This is a genomic window from Paraplanobispora takensis, assembly GCF_016863195.1.
In the GTDB taxonomy this organism is placed as follows: domain Bacteria; phylum Actinomycetota; class Actinomycetes; order Streptosporangiales; family Streptosporangiaceae; genus Planobispora; species Planobispora takensis.
The window spans coordinates 1-3024 of sequence record NZ_BOOK01000109.1 but is presented as its reverse complement, the minus strand read 5'-3'; the positions used below and the strand labels follow the sequence as shown (position 1 = coordinate 3024).

Below are 3024 nucleotides of genomic sequence, written 5' to 3'. Positions count from 1 at the left end.
ATGAGCCATTCCGGATGATCATCACTGATCACTGATCACTGATCGAGTGACCGGCTGGGCTGGCCTTGTGGTTGTGCCGGCGCCGTCCTGCGGGCGGTAGAGCCCTTGGGCGCGGGCCAGGTCGAAAGGCCCGTCCTGGGGCAGGTTCAAGAAGAAGTCCACCTGCCACGCCTGCGCGCTGCCGGCCTGGCGGTTCGTGGTGATCACCCAGGGCGGGTAGACGCGGAAGGCGCGTTTCCCACCGGAACCGTTTGCTGATACGACACCGTGTTCGCGCAGCGCGTCCATGGGAAAGACGAACTGGCCGAAGTGGTGATGGTCGCGGGTGCTGATGATGAACAGGTCGACGGGGTCGGCGGCGTCGAAGGGCTGGATGGGGCCGGCCGGGGACCTCTTCCAGACGGTGACGAACTGGCCGGTCTTGGTGGGGGTCGTCTTGGCTGCGCGGAACCGGATGGATAGACCGTCAAGGGTGAATGCGTGGGCGGCGTAGGCGGCACCCTCGGCTTCGGGCACCGGCTGCGAGCACGTGAACCCACAGGGGTCGTAGATGAGCGCCTTCGCCGCAATGAGATCTCCGTGGGCCGAGGCGGTGTCCAACCACGGTTTGAGATCGGATGAGTACTTGCGGTTCGTCGTCATTGGTCCACCCTGCCACGGGTAGGTGGAGGCTGTCGGCTCGGCTTCGGGGACACCAAGCACGTCGGAGAGGGCTGACAGGGCTGGCCAGAGCCTTGATCAAAGGGGGTCTCACCTTCCGAGAGGAGGAGTTCCCGGACATTACCGGCCTGAGGGCAAGGCTGTTGCCCCTTGCTGCGCTCCATGCTCTCCCCCAACATCCGCCGGGTGAGCTGAATTGCGTTCGGTTTTCCTCAGCCGGTGCCCACCGGCACCGATGGTGCGGTGACATCCCCTCGCGGCCGCCCAAGAAGCAGGTCGCCGGTGGCACGCTGGAAAGGACCTGACCCGTGGCCTCCCTTGACGACGTTCGACCTGTGGTGACCGTAGGCCGCAGCCCGCTGCTGGGCAGGTTCTCCGACCTGCGTATCAGCACCAAGATTCTCATCGCGGTGGCCCTGGTGGCCGCCATGGCGGGCGTGATCGGCGTGACCGCGCTGGGCCGGATGTCGACGATGAACGACAGCATGCAGGCGATGCAGGAGGCCAACACCAACCAGGCCCGGCTCAGCCAGGTGCGCGCCCGGCTGACCGACATGTACAACACCTCGGTCGGCGCCGTCGTCGAGGCGAGCGCTGCAAAGCGGGCCGAGCGCACCGCGCAGGTGCACGCCTTCACCGAGCAGGTGGGCGACGCCTTCGCCGCCTACAAGGCGGGCGTGGCCGGCTATGCGCCGCTGCAACAGGACCTGGCCGCCTTCGAGGCGACCTGGCAGGAGTTCGTCGTCCTGCGCGATGCGGTGATGTTCGGCGGGCCCCTGCCCGCCGGATCGGACATGGACCTGACGGCGGCCGGTGTCCGCCTCGGCGAGGCCTCCATGGAGCTCAACACCGTGATGGACACCCTGGCCGAGCACGAGCGCACCGCGAGCCAGACGATGGCCGCCGACGCGGCGGCCGGCTACGACCAGGCCCGCATCTCGGTCGCCGTGCTGCTGACGATCGGCCTGCTGCTGTCGGTGGTCGTGGCCCTGCTCATCTCCCGCACGATGGTCGGCACGCTCCGCACGCTGTCGGCAGCGCTGGTGGCGATGGCGCGCGGTGATTTGACCCAGCGTGCGCAGGTGACCTCCCGCGACGAGATCGGCCAGATGGCGATGGCCTTCAACCAGGCCGGCGAGGCCATCCGCCAGGCCATCGGCGCGATGGCCGCCAGCGCCGACACCCTGGCCGCCAGCTCCGGCGAGCTGGCGGGCGTCTCCGACCGGATCGCGGCTTCGGCTGATGAGGCCTCGGCGCAGGCGAGCAACGTGGCCGCCGCGGCCGGTCAGGTCTCGGGCAACGTGCACACCGTCTCGGCCGGCTCCGAGGAGATGGGCGCCTCCATCCGCGAGATCGCCCACAACGCCAACGAAGGCGCCAAGGTCGCCTCCCAGGCCGTGGCCGTAGCCGAGTCCACCAACGCCACCGTCGCCCAGCTGGGCGCCTCCAGCGCCGAGATCGGCTCGGTGATCAAGACCATCACCTCGATCGCCGAGCAGACCAACCTTTTGGCATTGAACGCCACCATCGAGGCCGCCCGCGCCGGCGACGCCGGCAAGGGCTTCGCCGTGGTCGCCGGCGAGGTCAAGGACCTGGCCCAGGAGACCGCCAAGGCCACCGAGGACATCTCCCGCCGGGTGGAGGCCATCCAGGCCGACACCGAAAGCGCGGTGGCCGCGATCGCCGAGATCAGCCAGATCATCGGCAAGATCAACGACTACCAGCTGACCATCGCCTCGGCGGTCGAAGAGCAGACCGCCACCACCACCGAGATGAACCGCAACGTGGCCGATGCCGCCGCCGGCAGCGCCGACATCGCCTCCACCATCTCGGTGCTGGCCAGCGCTGCGCAGATGACCGCCGAGGGCGTGAGCCAGAGCCGGCGCGCCGCGGCCGACCTGGCCGGCCTGTCGCAGCAGCTGCGCGAGATGGTCTCGGGTTTTCGTTACTGACGGCGATGATGGGGGCGAGGGCCTACCGGCCGCAGATGCGATCACGCGGTTACCGCGCCCGCCGTCTGCGGCTGCCCTACCCCGGGCTGCGGGTCGGCTGCCGCAACCGGAGGTGAGGAGATCCGCCTGCCGTACGACCGGCCCGCCTCTCACCACAGGTAGCGCTACTCCCGCTAGTCGGCGCATCGTAGGTGGGGGCGTGGTTGATCTGGAGGACAAGCACGCACCCCCGGCCCGCCGCAGGCGCACCCGGGCCTCCGGGTGGCTCCGCCCCCCCTGTGGCGGGCGCGCCTGAGGCCGATGCCCGGCGCGTGGCCACCGACGACCGTCCAGGCCATCCCGGAAGCGATCGTTGCGTGCCTGTTCGCTTCTGCTGACCCCGGTCCATGAGCGCGACGCCCCGTCTCGGTTA

General features: G+C 69.3%; 2 protein-coding genes. One reads left to right on the top strand and one right to left on the bottom strand.

The features are described from left to right. Positions 1–21: 21 nt before the first annotated feature. On the bottom strand, positions 22–642 hold the full coding sequence (locus Pta02_RS40540; protein ID WP_203880373.1) for a MepB family protein: 621 nt from the start codon (positions 640–642) through the stop codon (positions 22–24). A 353-nt stretch (positions 643–995) separates the two neighbouring features. Between Pta02_RS40540 and Pta02_RS40535 the strand changes: the two genes are divergently transcribed. Next, positions 996–2612: a methyl-accepting chemotaxis protein gene (locus tag Pta02_RS40535; protein WP_203880372.1), complete on the top strand. Its 1617-nt coding sequence runs from the start codon at positions 996–998 to the stop codon at positions 2610–2612. The last annotated feature ends 412 nt before the right edge of the window (positions 2613–3024 follow it).